The organism is Pseudotabrizicola alkalilacus (genome assembly GCF_003443995.1).
In the GTDB taxonomy this organism is placed as follows: Bacteria; Pseudomonadota; Alphaproteobacteria; order Rhodobacterales; family Rhodobacteraceae; genus Pseudotabrizicola; species Pseudotabrizicola alkalilacus.
The window spans coordinates 673,778-689,214 of sequence record NZ_QWEY01000001.1 but is presented as its reverse complement, the minus strand read 5'-3'; the positions used below and the strand labels follow the sequence as shown (position 1 = coordinate 689,214).

Annotated in this window: 13 protein-coding genes; 3 read left to right on the top strand and 10 right to left on the bottom strand. The window is 65.5% G+C overall.

Features of this window, described 5'->3' with window-relative positions; genetic code table 11:
• Positions 1 to 78: 78 nt before the first annotated feature.
• Positions 79 to 837 (bottom strand): alpha/beta hydrolase, encoded by a 759-nt coding sequence (locus D1012_RS03345; protein WP_118149879.1) that lies wholly within the window; start codon positions 835 to 837, stop codon positions 79 to 81.
• A gap of 126 nt (positions 838 to 963) precedes the next feature.
• Between D1012_RS03345 and thrS the strand changes: the two genes are divergently transcribed.
• Both thrS and D1012_RS03335 read left to right on the top strand, forming a co-directional pair.
• Entirely contained in the window at positions 964 to 2,916 is a 1,953-nt protein-coding gene (gene thrS / locus D1012_RS03340; RefSeq protein ID WP_118149878.1) for a threonine--tRNA ligase, read from the top strand.
• A 227-nt stretch (positions 2,917 to 3,143) separates the two neighbouring features.
• The gene (locus D1012_RS03335; protein ID WP_103332975.1) at positions 3,144 to 3,350 is read left to right on the top strand and encodes a cold-shock protein; all 207 of its coding nucleotides are present in this window, start codon (positions 3,144 to 3,146) and stop codon (positions 3,348 to 3,350) included.
• A gap of 57 nt (positions 3,351 to 3,407) precedes the next feature.
• On the opposite strand, the gene D1012_RS03330 is transcribed toward D1012_RS03335, so the two are convergent.
• The 8 genes from D1012_RS03330 to D1012_RS03295 all read right to left on the bottom strand — a co-directional run bounded on the left by D1012_RS03330 (position 3,408) and on the right by D1012_RS03295 (position 12,005).
• Positions 3,408 to 3,737 carry an arsenate reductase family protein gene (locus D1012_RS03330; RefSeq protein WP_118149877.1) on the bottom strand — a complete coding sequence of 110 codons (330 nt, stop codon included), beginning with the start codon at positions 3,735 to 3,737 and terminating at the stop codon, positions 3,408 to 3,410.
• A 75-nt stretch (positions 3,738 to 3,812) separates the two neighbouring features.
• Positions 3,813 to 4,208, bottom strand: a complete 396-nt coding sequence (locus D1012_RS03325) for a DUF2177 family protein (protein ID WP_118149876.1) — start codon at positions 4,206 to 4,208, stop codon at positions 3,813 to 3,815.
• Positions 4,209 to 4,296: 88 nt separating this feature from the next.
• Positions 4,297 to 5,592 carry a sigma-54-dependent transcriptional regulator gene (locus D1012_RS03320; protein ID WP_118149875.1) on the bottom strand — a complete coding sequence of 432 codons (1,296 nt, stop codon included), beginning with the start codon at positions 5,590 to 5,592 and terminating at the stop codon, positions 4,297 to 4,299.
• On the bottom strand, positions 5,589 to 7,334 hold the full coding sequence (locus D1012_RS03315) for a sensor histidine kinase (RefSeq protein WP_118149874.1): 1,746 nt from the start codon (positions 7,332 to 7,334) through the stop codon (positions 5,589 to 5,591). The genes D1012_RS03320 and D1012_RS03315 overlap by 4 nt, the downstream gene beginning before the upstream one ends.
• Positions 7,331 to 8,527: an L-2-hydroxyglutarate oxidase gene (lhgO, locus tag D1012_RS03310; protein ID WP_118149873.1), complete on the bottom strand. Its 1,197-nt coding sequence runs from the start codon at positions 8,525 to 8,527 to the stop codon at positions 7,331 to 7,333. The genes D1012_RS03315 and lhgO overlap by 4 nt, the downstream gene beginning before the upstream one ends.
• Positions 8,524 to 8,880, bottom strand: coding sequence for a DUF1850 domain-containing protein (locus D1012_RS03305; RefSeq protein WP_435530895.1), 357 nt, complete (start codon positions 8,878 to 8,880; stop codon positions 8,524 to 8,526). The genes lhgO and D1012_RS03305 overlap by 4 nt, the downstream gene beginning before the upstream one ends.
• Positions 8,877 to 10,964: a TRAP transporter permease gene (locus D1012_RS03300; protein ID WP_118150055.1), complete on the bottom strand. Its 2,088-nt coding sequence runs from the start codon at positions 10,962 to 10,964 to the stop codon at positions 8,877 to 8,879. Before D1012_RS03300 ends, D1012_RS03305 begins: the two co-directional genes overlap by 4 nt.
• An 81-nt stretch (positions 10,965 to 11,045) precedes the next feature.
• Positions 11,046 to 12,005 (bottom strand): TAXI family TRAP transporter solute-binding subunit, encoded by a 960-nt coding sequence (locus tag D1012_RS03295; RefSeq protein WP_118149871.1) that lies wholly within the window; start codon positions 12,003 to 12,005, stop codon positions 11,046 to 11,048.
• Between the two features lie 321 nt (positions 12,006 to 12,326).
• On the opposite strand from D1012_RS03295, the gene D1012_RS03290 reads away from it, so the two are divergent.
• Positions 12,327 to 13,325 carry a 2-hydroxyacid dehydrogenase gene (locus tag D1012_RS03290; RefSeq protein WP_118149870.1) on the top strand — a complete coding sequence of 333 codons (999 nt, stop codon included), beginning with the start codon at positions 12,327 to 12,329 and terminating at the stop codon, positions 13,323 to 13,325.
• A gap of 15 nt (positions 13,326 to 13,340) precedes the next feature.
• On the opposite strand, the gene D1012_RS03285 is transcribed toward D1012_RS03290, so the two are convergent.
• On the bottom strand, positions 13,341 to 15,437 hold the full coding sequence (locus D1012_RS03285; RefSeq protein WP_118149869.1) for a 3'-5' exonuclease: 2,097 nt from the start codon (positions 15,435 to 15,437) through the stop codon (positions 13,341 to 13,343).

Below are 15,437 nucleotides of genomic sequence, written 5' to 3'. Positions count from 1 at the left end.
TGTTCGAAAGGTGCAGCATTCTCGGCAGAAGTGGCATTCGGTGGTCAAGAAAAGTTGGAAACTGACACTTGAGGATATTCATGCCTGCCCCCTGTTCGGCAGCTCATCAATGGCCTGCGGGATCATGGCCAGACACTCCGGCGTGGAAAAGCGATGATCGGCGCCCTTGACCAAGGTCAGCCGCAGATCGGGGCTGGAGGCGTGATCCAGCAGGCGCAGCGCCACCGAGGGCAGCACATCCGTATCAGCTGTGCCTTGCAACAGCCTGACCGGAAACGGCAAATCCAGAGTGTCGCGCAGCACCAGCCGGGTGCGCCCCTCCTCGATCAACCGGCGGGTGATGATATAGGGCTGATCGGCGTAGTCTGACGGCAGCTCCACCCAGCCCGCCGTGCTCAGCATCTGGCGCTGCGCTTCGGTGAACCCCGTCCACATGCTGTCTTCGGTAAAATCCGGCGCGGCGGCGATGCCGACCAGACCCGCCACCCGCTGCGGGATGGCCTTGGCGACCAGAAGCGAGATCCAGCCGCCCATCGAAGACCCGACGAGGATCTGCGGCCCGGTGGTCAGCTGGGTGATCGCGGCGAGGGCATCCTCGAACCAATCGCCAATCGCGCCGTCAAGGAAATCGCCCGACGACTGACCATGGCCGGAATAGTCGAACCGCAGGAAGGCGCGGCCCTGCTGTTCGGCCCAATCCTGCAAAAACAAGGCCTTGGTGCCGGTCATGTCGGATTTGAAACCGCCGAGGAACACCACGCCCGGCCCCTGCCCCGCCGTTTGATGGTAAGCAATCCGGCGATGCTGTTGGGTGGTCAGAAATTGCGGCTGTGTCATGGCATCCTCCGTCCCTGCCCTTCTACGCGGGGCGTGTTGACTTTGCCAAGCGCCGGGCGCAAAAACGCGCCCGATATAACCCGCAACCGGGCGTTTCGTAGGCGCCAAAACGACGAGGAGGCCGATATGGCACAAATCTCACTCACTTTCCCCGACGGCAATGTGCGCAGCTATGAAGCGGGTGTGACGCCTGCCGAGGTGGCGGCGTCGATTGCGCCCTCTCTCGCCAAGGCGGCGATTTCGGCGCAGGTCGATGGCCAGCACTGGGATCTGGCTTGGCCGATCACGGCGGATGCAAAGCTGGCGATCAACACGCTGAAGGATGATGCGGCGGCACTGGAGCTGATCCGGCACGATTGCGCGCACATCATGGCGCGCGCGGTGCAGGAGATCTGGCCGGATGTAAAGGTCACCATCGGCCCGGTCCGCGATTATGGCTGGTTTTACGATTTCGACCGTGCCGAGCCATTCACACCCGACGATCTGGGCCAGATCGAAGCGAAGATGAAGCAGATCATCAACGCGCGCGACCCTGTCAAAACCGAACTTTGGGATCGGGAACGTGCGCGGAAATACTATGAAGAGCGCGGCGAACCTTTCAAAATCGAACTTCTAGACCGGATTCCGGCGGGTGAGGACATCCGCATGTACTGGCACGGGGCCTGGCAGGATCTGTGTCGGGGGCCGCATCTGCAGCACACCGGGCAAGTACCCGCCGACGGGTTCAAGCTGACCCATGTGGCCGGGGCGTATTGGCTGGGCGACAGCACGCGACCCATGTTGCAGCGCATCTACGGTGTCGCCTTCCGCAACCGCGACGACCTGAAGGCCCACATGACCATGCTGGAGGAGGCCGCGAAACGCGACCACCGCAAGCTGGGCCGTGAGATGGGTCTGTTCCATATGCAGGAGGAAGCGCCGGGCCAGATCTTCTGGCACCCGAACGGCTGGAGCATCTATGTCGCCTTGCAGGATTACATGCGGCGGCGGCAGCGGGCGGATGGCTATGTCGAGGTCAACACGCCGCAAGTGGTGAACCGCAAGCTGTGGGAAGCCAGCGGGCACTGGGAAAACTATCAGGAAAACATGTTCATCGTGGAGGTCGACGAGGACCACGCCCGCGAAAAGACGGTTAACGCGCTCAAGCCGATGAACTGCCCCTGCCATGTGCAGATTTTCAACGTGGGCTTGAAAAGCTATCGCGATCTGCCGATCCGGATGGCGGAGTTCGGGTCTTGCGCGCGCTATGAACCCAGTGGCGCTTTGCATGGCATCATGCGGGTGCGCGGCTTTACCCAGGATGATGCGCATATCTTCTGCACGCTGGCGCAGGTCGAGGAAGAATCCAAGAAATTCATCGAGTTGCTGGCGCGGGTCTATTCGGATCTGGGCTTTGACAAATGGCGGGTGAAGCTGTCAACGCGGCCGGAAAAGCGGGTCGGCTCGGATGAGATCTGGGACAAGATGGAAGAGGCGCTTGCCAATGCCTGCCGCGCCGCTGGCTATGAGTTCGAGCTGTTCCCCGGCGAAGGTGCGTTTTACGCGCCCAAGCTGGAATTCGTGCTGACCGACGCGATTGGCCGCGATTGGCAGTGCGGCACCTTGCAGTTGGACCCGAACCTGCCCGAACGGCTGGATGCGGCCTATATCGGCGAGGACGGGGCGAAACACCGGCCATTCATGCTGCACCGTGCGGTGTTGGGCAGTTTTGAGCGGTTCATCGGTATTCTGATCGAGAACTTTGCCGGCAAGCTGCCGTTCTGGCTGGCGCCGCGTCAGGTGGTGGTGGCGTCGATTGTCTCGGATGCCGATCCGTTTGTCGAAGAGGTGGTGACCGCGCTGACGCTGGCGGGCATCCGGGCGGAAGCCGACATGCGCAACGAAAAGATCAACTACAAGGTGCGCGAGCATTCGGTGGGCAAGGTGCCGGTCATTCTGGCGATCGGGATGAAAGAGGTCGAGGAGCGCACGGTGTCGGTCCGCCGCCTGGGCGAGACCCAGACCCGCACCATGGCGCTGGACGATTTGGTGGCCGATCTGACCGCCGAGGCGACGCCGCCCGATCTGCGCAAGGCCTGAGGCGGCGGGAACCTGCGCAAAAATCAGCTCATGACCCCGAATTTGGGGGTCATGGGCGGTCGATTGCCGGACGGGGCCGGTTTCCTCTTGATTTTAGAGGAATCTGAGGCATCCTTGGGGCAAGTGATTGACAGACTTTCTGACCGCCTCGCAGACCGAAGGCCGTGGAATCTGGCGGCACGGCTTGCGGCAATTCCGCTGCGAGGTGAGTTGAGAGGAGAGACGGTATGCCCACCGGCACAGTAAAATGGTTCAATGCGACCAAAGGCTTCGGCTTTATTGCCCCCGATGATGGCGGCAAGGATATCTTTGTCCATATCTCCGCTGTGGAGCGGGCCGGGCTGCAAGGTCTGAACGACAATCAGAAGATCGCCTATGAGCTGCAATCGGGCCGCGATGGCCGGGAATCGGCCAGCGATCTGCGCCTGCTTTAAGCGCAAAGCTTTGACTGGACGGCCCGCTTTGCGGGCCGTCTGGCATTTCAGGGGGTGTTATGCACCGGTCAGGGCATCAATCGTGGCCTGATCCCAGCCCAGATACCATGTGCCATCTGCATGTATCACCGGGCGTTTCATCACGGTGGGCTGACTGCGGATCTGGGCATCGGCGTCAGAGGCTTTGAGAAAATCGCTGAAGGCCCGATAGGTGGTCGAGGTCTTGTTGATGATCCGGTCACCAAATTCGGTAATGATGGTGTCAATCTCGGCCTCGGTCAGCGGGTCTTTGCGCACATCGCGAAAGGTGACGGGGTGGCCTGCGGCCTCCAGCGCCTTGATGGCCTTTTTGCAGGTGTCGCAGGTGGAAATGCCATACAGGATCATTCGGGGCCTCATGTGTACAGGGATGCCCCGAAGGTGTAGCGCGGGGCGGGGCCGGATGACAGCCCCTGCCCCGGTTTAGCCCAGAAGCGCGCGGGTGATTGCCACCCCGGCCCAGGCGGAAAACGCGGTCAACACGGTGCCCCAGAGCGTGTCGGTGATCACCATCGACCAGTGCCAGTCGCGCAGGATGGCATAGCTGGTAAATTCATAGGTGCCATAGGCCATCGCCCCGATGATCGCCGCGGGCAGGATCAGCGGTGCGCCATCGCGCAGGGCGGGCAGGCTGACCAGATACAACAGCCCCGCCACATAGGCCGCATAAAACAGCCCGGCGGGGGCATAGCGGATCGGCTCGGCCATCAGCGCGCCGATGTGGCGGGTGAACAGCGGTTTCATCACAAGGCTGAGCATGACCGCATCGACGATCAGAAACACCAGCGCGGTGGAGAGGTAGAGGGTGACAAGTTGCATTGCGGGCTCCCGTTTCACCGATGATAGGGCGCAGAATGAAAAGGTCACGCTTTGGCTGTGCCTTGGTCAAGAAATGTGCGCGCCATGCTCAGGTCAACCCGTAGCGCCGCATCTTGTCGTTCAGGGTGCGGCGCGGCAGGCCCAGTTTTTCGGCAACCCGCAGGGTGTTGTCGCGGTGGCGGTCCAGCGCGGCGGCGATTTCGCGGGCCTCGAACGCGGCAACCCGTTCGGCAAGCGTGCCTTCGGGCAGGGTCGAATCGTCGGGTGTGGCGGTGAACAGGCCCAAGGCATAAGCCTCGGCTGCAGCCTTCAGCTCGCGCACATTGCCGGGCCAGGCGCGGCGTTTGAGCTGTTGGTCCAGTGCAAAACTCACGCTGGGGTCGGCGCGGCCATAACGGCGGGCGGCAAGCTGGGCGTAATGGGCAAAGATCAGTGCGATATCCTCGCCCGTCTCGCGCAGGGGCGGGGTGCGCAGATCGGCCCCGGCAAGGCGGTAGTACAGGTCGGCGCGAAAGTCATCACGCCCGCGCAGATCGGTCTTGCTGGTGGCGATCACCCGCAGATCAAGCGGGCGCAGGCCGTTTTCGCCAAGCCGTTCCACGGTGCGGTCCTGCAGCGCGCGCAACAGCTTGGCCTGAACCGGGGGAGACATCGCCTCGACCTCATCCAGCATCAGGGTGCCGCCATTGGCGGATTCGAGCTTGCCCGCGCGGGCGGTGGTGGCCCCCGGAAACGCCCCGGCGGCGTGGCCGAACAGCAGGATGTCGGCCATGGCATCCGGCAGGGCGGCGCAGTTGAGCGCGACAAAGGGGCCATCTGCGCGCGGGCTGGCGGCGTGCAAAGCACGGGCCGCCAGTTCCTTGCCGGTGCCGGTTTCGCCGGTGATCAGCACGTCGATATCCAGCGGCGCAAGGGCGGCGATGCGGTCGCGCAGGGCGCAGATGGCGCGGCTCTGGCCCAGAAGGGTCACCTCGGCCCGTTCCGCGAGAATCTGTTGCAGCCGCCCGACCTCGGCCCTTGTGGCGCTGGCGGCGAGCGCACGGGCGACGACGGCGATCAGATGGGCGGCATCATAGGGCTTTTCCAGAAAATCATCGGCCCCGGCGCGGATCGCCTGCACCGCATGGCCAATGTCGCCATGGCCGGTGAGCAAAATAACCGGCAGATCGAGCGGCAGCGCGCGGATGGAGCGCAGCAGGGCAAGGCCATCCATCCCCGGCATCCGCAGATCGGTGAGGATCAGATCAGGCGGGTCGGTCAGCGCGGCAAGCGCATCAGCAGCAGTGGCAAACCCCTGCGCGCGGTGGCCCGCCGCCTGCATCAGATCGCACAAGGCGGCGCGGTGATCGTCGTCATCTTCCACAACAAACAGCCGCGCGGTCATTCGGCAGCCTCGCGCACGGGTTCGGCGAGCGGCAGGGAGACGGTGACGGTCGTGCCCTGACCGGGGGTGGAGGTGATGACCAGATCACCGCCGAATTCGGACAGGATCGCCTTGGAGATCGCGAGGCCAAGGCCAAGGCCTTCGGTGGTCTTGGTGGAAAAGAACGGCTCGGTCACGCGCGGCAGCAGATCGGCGGCGATGCCGGGGCCGGTGTCGGTGACGGTCAGCTGCGCGGTGCCGTTTGCGGTGCCGAGGGTAACGGTGATGGTGGCGGCGGGGTGTCCCTCAACCGCGTCGAGCGCGTTGAGGATCAGGTTGACTGCCACCTGCTCCATCCGCACCGCCCCGGCCAGAACGGTGACGGGGCCGCCGCTCTGGGTGAACGCCGGGATCACCCCCACCGCGCGGGCGCGGGGGGTGACGAGTTCCAGCGCCGAGGTGATGACCGGCGCAAGGTCGATCAGCTTGCGCTCCCCCGCCTCTTTGCGGCCAAAGCTTTTCAGGTGTTTGGTGGTGCGCTGCATCCGGCGGATCAACCCGCGTGCGGTGGCAAGGCGGGGCGCGGTGCCGGTATCGCTGGCGGGCAGACCGATTTCTGCGGCGGCAAGTGTTGCCTCCATCGCGGCGAGGGGCTGGCTGATTTCATGCACGATGGCGGTGGACATGCGGCCAAGGGCGGCCATTTTCTCGGCATGGATCAGATGCTCCTGCGCGGCGCGCAGATCGGATTCGGCCTGACGGCGGGCATCCACCTCGCGCGCAAGGTCGGCGGTGCGGGTAGCGACCATCGCTTCCAGCCGTTCGGATTGCGACAGGCGCAGGGCGATGAGCTGGCGGCGCTGTTCCCATGTTTTCAGACCGGCGGCGGCGGCGAGGGCCAGAAGTGCTGCAATCAGCGCCCAGCCAAGGGCCAGCCCGGTCACATCGGCACTGGGGCGCGCCGCGATCAGCCGCCAGCCGGTGCCCTCGACCGCGGTCAGCCGGGCGATCCAGCCGTCGCCGGTGGCATCGGCCCCCAAGGGCGCGCGGGGCAAAAGCGGCGGGCTTTGGGCCAGATCGACCCCATCATAGGTGCGGGTGGCGGCCAGCCGGTCCAGTGCGTCGGGTGCAAGCGGGGCAAGCGGGCGGTAGAGCCAGTCTTCGCGGCCCGACAGAAAAATGACGCCATCGGCATCGGCCAGCGCCACCTGCGCGCCCGCGCTGCGCCACGTCGCTTGCAACGGCCACAGGTCCAGTTTCACCACCAGCACCCCGGTCTGGTTGCCCGAGGTGACACGGGTGGACAGGAAATAGCCCGGCACCCCGGTGGTGACACCGATGGCATAGAACTGACCGCGCCCGGACTCCATCGCCAGCGTGAAATAGGGGCGAAAGCTGTAGTGTTCGCCGACAAAACTGCCGGGACGGTTCCAGTTCGACGCGGCAATCGCCTGCCCGCTCGCGTTGATCAGGAACAGATCAGAGGCCCCGGCATGGGCAGAGACGGTTTCCAGATAGCGGTTGGCGGCATCGAGTGCGCTCGGGTCGGTCAGCGCGGCGCGGATGCGGGCATCCTCGCCCGCGACATCGGGCAGCGCGCGGAAGCGGTCGATCTCGGCCTCAACCGCGCGGGCAGTCAGCAGGAGCGAGCGGTCGAGGGTTTCGTGCAGGTTGGTGGTGGCCCAGCGTTCCGCGATCAGCCCTGCAAGCGCGGCCGCGACCAGTGCCGCCAACAGCGGCATCAGGGTGCTGCGGCCCGTCATGTGCCCCCCAGCAGCCGGTCGGCGATGTGGCTGGCGATGGGAAGGGCGGCGGTGGCGGCGGGCGATGGGGCATTGCAGACGTGCAGGCTGTGGCGGCCATCAAGGAACAGGAAATCGTCGATCAGCCTGCCATCACGCGCGACCGCCTGCGCCCGCACCCCGGCGCGGTAGGGGGCCAGATCGGCGCGGGTCAGGTGCGGGGCATAGCGCTGCACCTTTTTCAGATAAAGCCCGGTGCTGATTGAGGCGGCAAACTCTCCCATTGCGGGCCGGGCATTGCGCGCCAGCATCCGCCAGAACCCCGGCCATGCAAAGGCCGCCGCCAGATCGCGCGGCGACAGGTCGGATCGGGCATAGCCTTCGCGTTTCAGTGCCAGCACGGCATTCGGCCCCACAGTGAACCCCCCGCCCATTTTGCGCGTAAGGTGGACCCCAAGGAAAGGTCTTTCCGGGTCGGGCACCGGATAGATCAGACGGCGGACCAGATCGGCGGGCTGGTTGAGGATGCGGAAATACTCGCCACGGAACGGGATAATACGGAAATCTGGCTCAAGGCCCATGGTCGCGGCCATCCGGTCGGCATGAAGACCGGCGCAGAACACCGCCTTGGCCGCCTGAATGGGGCCGGTGGGGGTGGTCAGGGTGATGCCCTGGGCCGTTTCCTGACCTGAAACGACGTCGGTGCCGGTTTCCAGCGTGCCGCCACGGGCCGTGAACAGGTCGGCCATCTTGCGGGCGACGGCGGCGTAATCGACAATGCCGGTCGTGGGCGACCAGAGCGCACCGATGGCGGCGATGTTCGGCTCCCAGTCGCGGGCCTGCGCTTGAGTCACGCGCTCGATTGGGATGCCATTGGCGCTGGCGCGCTGAAACAGCGCCTCCATCCTTGGCAGTTCGCTTTCGTCCGTAGCGACGATCAGCTTGCCGCAGTCCTCATAAGCCAGCCCGTGCGCATCGCAAAAGGCGCGGGTGGCCTGTGCGCCCTGACGGCAGAACTGCGCCTTGAGGCTGCCGGGCGGGTAATAGACCCCGGCATGGATCACGCCGGAGTTGCGGCCGGTCTGGTGCAGGGCGACCGACGGCTCCTTTTCCAGCAGCAGAATGCGCGCCGCTGGCTGGCGCTGTTGCAGCGCCAGAGCGGTGGCAAGGCCGACGATGCCGCCGCCCACGATGACCAGATCGGCGGTTCTCATGACGGGCAGGGGGCGAGTGTGATCGCCCCGCCCGCCTTGGCCCCAAGCGTGTGGCAGGTGGCCCCGTCGCACAGCTGCCAGCCCGCGCCGGTGCTGCCCGAGGCGGCGAGGTGCAGCGCGGGCACTTCGGTTTGCGGCGACCAGACCCACCAGCCGCCTTCCCGCACCGCATCCGGCCCCGGCTCCATCCCCGCGCCGGAGCCTTTGATGCGGGCTTGGGTCAGGCGCAGGCTGTGCGGGCGAACCTGCCACTCCTCGACCCATTCGGTTTTCTCGACCGAATGGGTCCAGTGCAGGGTAAAGCCGGGACCGGACAGCGCCAGCACCAGCGCCCCGGCCATCAGACAGGTCACGCGGCAGCCCTGCGACGCAGCAGCAGGTGCTGGGCGACAAAGGCCAGCACCAGTGCAAAGCCGATGGCGTCGGTGGCAGGCAAGGCCACCACAAGGCCCCCCGCAGCCACCATGGCAAGGGCGCGCTGCCACAGGGTCAGCGAGGTGCCGAGCCAGCCGATCACCGCGATGCCCCAAAGGCCGATGGCCAGCACGGTTTTGCTGACCACATAGATCACCGCCGGGATAAAGCCGATGCTGGCGGCCAGCGGCCCGCCGTCCTGCAGCATCAGGGCGGGGGTATAGACCGCCATGAACGGGATCACGAAGCCTGCCGCCGCAATCTTGACCGCCTGGATCGAGATGGTCAGGCCACGTTCCTTGGCAATCGGGGCGGCGGCAAAGCAGGCCAGTGCGACCGGCGGGGTCAGGTCGGCGAGAATGCCGAAGTAGAACACGAACATGTGGCTGACGATCAGCGGCACGCCGAGTTCCAGCAGCGCCGGTCCCGCGATCGACGACGTGATGATGTAATTCGGGATGGTGGGGATGCCCATGCCCAGCACGATACAGGTGATCATGGTCAGCACGAGGCTGAGGAACAGGCTGGATTCGCCCACACCCACGATGAACTGGCCAAAGGTGTTGGCCGCCCCGGTCAGGGTCATGGTGCCGATGATAATGCCGACCAGCGCGCAGGCGATGCCGACCGGCAGCGCGGTTTTCGCGCCATCGGCCAAGGCGTCGCGGCAGATGATCAGCGTCTCACGCCCGCCTTTGGACAGGGCGTTGAGCGCGATCAGCCCGGCGACCACGCCCGCCACCACCCAGATGCCCCATTGCAGGAACGCCCCGGCGGCAAAGCCGAGCCCGATCCAGAAGATGATGCGGATCACCCCGGCAGGCAGGCCAAGCGCCACGCTGGCCCCCAGGATCAGCATCAGCGTCAGGCCAAGGCCGACGGTGCCCGCAAACAGCGGTGTGTAGCCCGAGAACAACAGCCAGACCAGCACCGCCAGCGGCAAAATCAGGTGCCAGCCCTGTTTCAGCGCAGCCATGGGTGAGGGCAGTTCCGCCTTTGACAGCCCGCGCAGGTTCATCCGGCCAGCCTCCAGATGCACCATCCAGAAGGCGGCGGCGAAATACAGGATGGCTGGGATGATGGCGGCGCGGACCACCTCGATATAGGCCACGCCAAGGGTCTCGGCCATAATGAAGGCGACGGCCCCCATCACCGGCGGCATGATCTGCCCGCCCATGCTGGCCGTTGCCTCGACCCCGCCGGCAAAGGCCGGGCGGTAGCCAAAGCGTTTCATCAGCGGAATGGTGAACTGGCCGGTGGTGACGACATTGGCGACGCCGGAACCGGAAATGGTGCCCATCAGGCCGGAGGACAGCACGGAAACCTTTGCCGCCCCGCCCATCTTGTGCCCGACAAGGCCAAGCGAGACATCGGTGAACAGCTTGATCATCCCCGCCTTTTCCAGAAAGGCGCCGAACAGGATGAACAGGAAAATGAAGGTGGACGAGACATAGGTGGGAATACCGTAGATGCCTTCGGTGCCGTAGGCCATATGCTCGACCACCTGCGCGAAATCATAGCCGCGATGGTTCAGCGGTGCGGGCAGGTACTCGCCCCAGAGGCAATAGGCGAGGAAGCTGCCCGCAATGATCGGCAGCGCCGCCCCCATCATCGCCCAGGCCGCGCCGAACACGGTGGCGAGTGCTATGACGCCGACCACGATATCCATCGGCAGCGGATCGCCCGCGCGCATCAACAGCGGCACATATTCCAGCCATTGATAATACGCGACCGCGACCGACAGCCCGGCCAGACCCCATGCCGCAAGCCGGATGGCAGGCCCCGCCCCGCGCATCAACGCCAGCAGCGGAAAACCCAGCAGCAACAGGAAGCCCACATGGATGGCACGGGTGATCTGGCTGGCGAAATCGACCAGATGCGCGGCGGTCAGGATCTGGAACACCGAAAAGGCGATGGCGATCCAGAACAGCGCCCGCCCCTCCCATCCCGGCGGGAAGCCTTGGGCCAGCGGGTCATGCGGATTGTGCGCCTCCAGCACGGCGTCAGCTTTGTCTTTGGTCATCATAGCCCTCCCTGGCCGCTGCGGGCGGGCCTTTGGCGGCCCGCCCTTTCCCGTCTTTTGCGGGTTACTGGGGTCTGCCGGTTACTGGATCAGCCCGGCTTCGCGGTAATACCGCTCGGCCCCCGGATGCAGCGGCACCGGCATGCCGTCGAGCGCGGTGTCGAGCGAGATCGCAGACGCCGCCTGATGCGCTGCGGTCAGGGCAGGCAGGTTTTCGAACAGCAGTTTGGTCATCAGATAGGCGGTTTCGTCGTCCACACCTTCATGGGTCAGGAAGAAGTTGCCGACGGCAAGGGTCGGGATATCTTCGGTCTGGCCCTCATAGGTGCCTGCCGGAATGGTTGCGGCAAGGTAGGGCGCGCCCAGTGTCTCAGCCACCTCGGCCGGGACCGAGACGATGGTGGTGGGCACCGAGGTCGCCAGATCCTTGAGCGAGGATACGCCAAGCCCCGCCGATTGCAACGTGGCATCCAGCTGGCGGTTCTTCATCAGCTCGACCGATTCCGCAAAGGGCAGGTATTCGGTCTTGCTCAGGTCGTCATAGCTCATGTCCAGCGCGCCAAGGATGGCGCGGGCGTTGAGTTCGGTGCCCGATTTCGCCGCACCGACCGAGATCGACTTGCCCTTGAGATCGGCGACGGTGGTGATGCCGCTGCCCGCGCTTGCCGCGATCTGGATGTAGTTCGGATAGGCGGCTGCGATGCCACGCAACTTGGTCAGCGGCGCGTTGAACCCGGCGTCGGCATTGCCTTCCCAGGCCAGTTTGACCGAGTCGCCCAGAGCGATGGCGAATTCGCCCTTGCCCTGTTGCAGCAGATTGAGGTTTTCAACACTGGCCTTGGTGGCCTGCACCTGGGTCCGCGCGCCTTCGATGCCATCGGCATAGATTTTCGACAGGCCGACGCCGATCGGGTAATAAACCCCCGACGTGCCGCCGGTCAGGATGTTGATGAATTGCTCGGCCTGTGCGGCCATTGGCACGACAGTCAGCGCCGTGCAGGCGACAAGCGCGCGGAACCCGCGCGTTAGGGAAATGGTCATGTGATCCTCCTCTGATCCGGGCAGGTTATCCCCGCCCCTCCTCACCCCGGCTCCTCAGCGGGATGGGGCAGTCTGGCCCGGTCGGGGAGGTCTGGGAAGGGGGGTTCGGCGGGGCGCACCGGGATTTGTCGCAAGCGGCCGCCACGGTCGGGGCGAAAATCCGCCAGATCTGCCAGCAAAGTGCTGGCTGACTTCTGCGGCTCCGGCGGGAGTATTCTTTGCCCGGATGATATGCGGCGGGCGGAATCGGGATGGGTTGTTGTCAGTGTCACAGAAGCTTAGCCTGCGGGTGACAGGATCCATTCAAACAGGAGATGTGCCATGCGGATTGATGTGTTCAGCGCCAAGCCCCATGACCAGCATTTTCTGACGGTCGCGGCAGAGGGCAAGGGGTTGGAGCTGCGGTTTCATGACGGGCGGCTGAACGCGGGCAGCGCGCGGCTGGCTGATGGGGCCAGGGTGGTCTGTGCCTTTGTCAATGACGACCTGTCTGCGCCTGTGATCGCAGAGCTGGCGGCGGTTGGTGTGCGGCTGATCGCCCTGCGCTCGGCCGGGTTCAACCATGTCGATCTGGCAGCGGCGCAGGCAGCGGGGATCGCGGTGGCACGGGTGCCCGCCTATTCGCCACATGCGGTGGCCGAACATACGGCGGCGCTGATCCTGACGCTGAACCGCAAGACCCACCGCGCCTTTAACCGGGTGCGCGAGGGGAATTTCGCGCTCGACGGGCTGATGGGGTTCGACATGAACGGCAAGGTCGCGGGGATCGTCGGCACCGGGCTGATCGGCCGGGTGCTGGCGCGGATCCTGCGCGGCTTTGGCTGCGAGGTGCTGGCTTTTGACCCGCGGCCCGATGCCGACTGTGCGGCTTTGGGCGTGCGCTATGTGACGATGGCCGAGATTCTGGCGCAGTCGGATATTCTGACCCTGCAATGTCCGCTGACACCGGCCACGCATCACTTGATCAACGATGCCGCGATTGCGGCGATGAAACCGGGGATGATGCTGATCAACACCTCGCGCGGGGCGGTGGTGGACAGCCCGGCAGTCATCCGGGGGCTGAAATCGGGGCAGATCGGCGCGCTGGGGCTGGACGTGTATGAGGAAGAGGCCGATCTGTTTTTCGAGGATCTGTCGGCCCGTTATATTCCGGATGATGTGTTTGCGCGGCTGCTGACCTTTCCAAATGTGCTGATCACCGGCCATCAGGGGTTTTTCACCCGCGAGGCACTGGAGGCGATTGCGGCAGTCACCATCGCCAATGTCACCACATTCCGCGACGGCGGGGCACCGCTGCACCCGGTGGTGGCCCCGGGCTGAGGGGCGGGCTGCGGCTCAGGTCTGGTCGGCCATGCTTTCGTTCAGATCCTTGAGCAGGCGACCGTGGCGGCGCACTTCGGACAGGACCGCGCCAAAGGTGTCAAACCCCCTGCCCTGCAACATCGGCACCAGTTTGAGGAACGCATCCGCCGTCGCGATGGTATCGCCGATGGCGGTGTGGCGCGCCTCTTCGGGGATGGTGATGCCCAAGCGGTGCGACAGCGCGTCAAGGCTGTGAACCTCGTGCTGGCCAAAGACCACCGCCGATAGCAGCACGGTATCAAACACCGGGTTGTCAAAGCGCAGGCCCAGCGTCGGCTCCAACCGGCGCAGAAACTCCATATCAAACGGGGCGTTATGGGCGACCAGCACCGCACCTTCGGCAAATTTGTGAAAGCGGGCGGCGACCTCTTCGACAAAGGGGGCATCCTGCACCATGGCTTCGGTGATGCCATGCACCTCGGTCGAGGACAGCGGGATCGGGCGGCGCGGGTTGACGAGGGTGTTGAACACCTCGCCCTCGACCCGGCGTCCGTTGACGATGCGGACGGCGGCGATCTGTACAATCTCGTCGCCCTGCCCCGGCAAAAGCCCGGTGGTTTCGGTGTCGAACACCACATAGGTCAGGTCATGCAGCCGGGCATCCTGCACCTTTGCGTTGCGGGCCTTGGACAACAGGTCAAAGTCATAGACCACCGGGCGCGCGACGGGTTCGGGGCGGCGCACCACGCGGCGGGCCTGCGGGATCGGCATGCACAGGCTGTTTTCGCCCTGCCCTGCCGCTTCGGGCCAGATCTCGGTGGCATGGGTGGCCAGCACGGACCGGCGTGGCATCGTGGTGATGCCCGGTTCCAGCGGGGCGTCGAGCCAGGTTTCAAGCTGCGCCATCGGCAGGGCCGCGCCGTGCCAGACCAGCCGGATCAGCGCGCCGGTGCCGTCTTCCTCGATCTGCAGCCGGAAAGCGCGGGCGATCCCTTCGCGCGCTATGGCCTCGGTCAGGCCGGACAGCAGGGCGATCACCTCGAACCCGTTGCAGCGCAGCAAAAGCGCGTCGGTCTGGGTCTCGGCAGTCAGGCCGTCGCCTTCCATCCGGGCGCGCAACCCGTCGAGCAAGTCTGACGCACGGGTCATCGCCAGCGACCAGCCGTCGCTGCGGCCCTCGTCGTGGCGACGGCTGAGGTCGGTGACGGCGGAGGTCAGCGTTGCCACCTCTTCGCGCAAGGCGCGGTCGAGCTTGCCGGGGGCGGCCCCCCCCTCGGGGATGGCGGCCAGCAGGGTGGTAAGGTTGGCGGCCGGGCGGCGCACGCGGTCAAACACCTCGGCCAGCAGCGCCTCGCGCCGGGCGTGGGTGGCATGGTCGGCGGTGACATCGCGCAGGGTAAGGACGTAGCCCGGCACAGTGCCATTATCGGCGACCATCAGGCGCATCCGCGCGGACAGCACGCGGCTGCCGGTCAGGGTGGCACAGAGCAGGTCCGAGGCGGCGTCGTTGTCGCCGGTGGCGATCAGACGCGCGTGGGCCAGCAGGATCGGTCCTTCGCGCAGGTAGTCGAACAACCGGCGGTCAAGCCCCGGCGCGGCCATGCCCGCGCCCATCAGATCGACCGCCTGCCCGTTGTAGAACGCCAGCGTATGATCGCCCGAACACAGGATCACGCCGGCATCAACGTCGGAAAGCAGCGTTTCCAGCCGCTGCTTTTCGACCGTCAGCCGGGTGGTTTCGCGCGCCACCGCCTCGGCCAGCGCGTTGCGGGTTTCGGACAGCGAGGCCGCCGCAGCGGTGGCCGCCGGGGCCAGATCGCCCAGGTATTCGGCGATGCGCGCGTCGATGCCGCCGGTCACATCGGAATGCGCCCGTGCCCGCAGCGCACCGGCCAGCGAGTCGATGGGGCGCGCCACATTGATATCAAACAGATACCAGACCCAGGCCACCACACCCAGACTGACAAACCCGGCCACCACGCCGCCCTGCACAAACGCCTCCAGCGTCTCGGGCGAGCCGAGCCGGCGGTAGCCCAGCCACAGACCGGTGATCAGGGCCGCAAGCGCGCCTGCCGCCAGCCCGGCAAACAGCAGGAAAATCCGCAGGCGCAGGGACAGCGCGCGCAGCAC